Below are 546 nucleotides of genomic sequence, written 5' to 3'. Positions count from 1 at the left end.
CCCGCCCATCAGCTTCACATACGCCCACGAAATGGGCAGCACGCCCGCGGAACCGAACTTCGACGCCGAGATGGGGACATCGTTCCCTTCGGTCCAGGTGGCCGCGTTGCCGGGCATAAAGGGTGCGAGGTGTGCCTTCGCTGCGACGGGTCCGACGCCGGGTCCGCCGCCGCCGTGCGGGATGCAGAAGGTCTTGTGCAGGTTCAGGTGCGAGACGTCCCCGCCGAACTTGCCCGGCTGCGCCAGGCCCACCAGGGCGTTCAGGTTCGCGCCGTCGATGTACACCTGCCCGCCGGCGGCGTGCACGGCATCGCAGACCTCACGGACGTCCCCGTCGTACACCCCGTGCGTGGACGGTAGGTGATCATGATCGCCGACAGGGCGTCCTTGTGCGCCTCGATCTTCGCGTACAGGTCAGCGTGGTCGATCGTGCCGTCGGCTGCGGTGGCCACCACGACGACCTTCATCCCGGCCAGCACCGCCGAGGCGGCGTTGGTGCCGTGCGCGGAAGCAGGGATCAGGCACACGTTGCGCTGGCCCTCACCG

The 546-nt window shown here is 68.9% G+C and carries 1 pseudogene; it reads right to left on the bottom strand.

The features are described from left to right. A pseudogene (locus tag G205_RS20485) lies at positions 1 to 546 on the bottom strand (glycine dehydrogenase (aminomethyl-transferring)); the annotation flags it as partial.

It is taken from the genome of Arthrobacter nitrophenolicus, from assembly GCF_000332815.1.
GTDB classification, from domain to species: domain Bacteria; phylum Actinomycetota; class Actinomycetes; order Actinomycetales; family Micrococcaceae; genus Arthrobacter; species Arthrobacter nitrophenolicus.
This window is presented reverse-complemented; position numbering and strand designations above follow the sequence as displayed.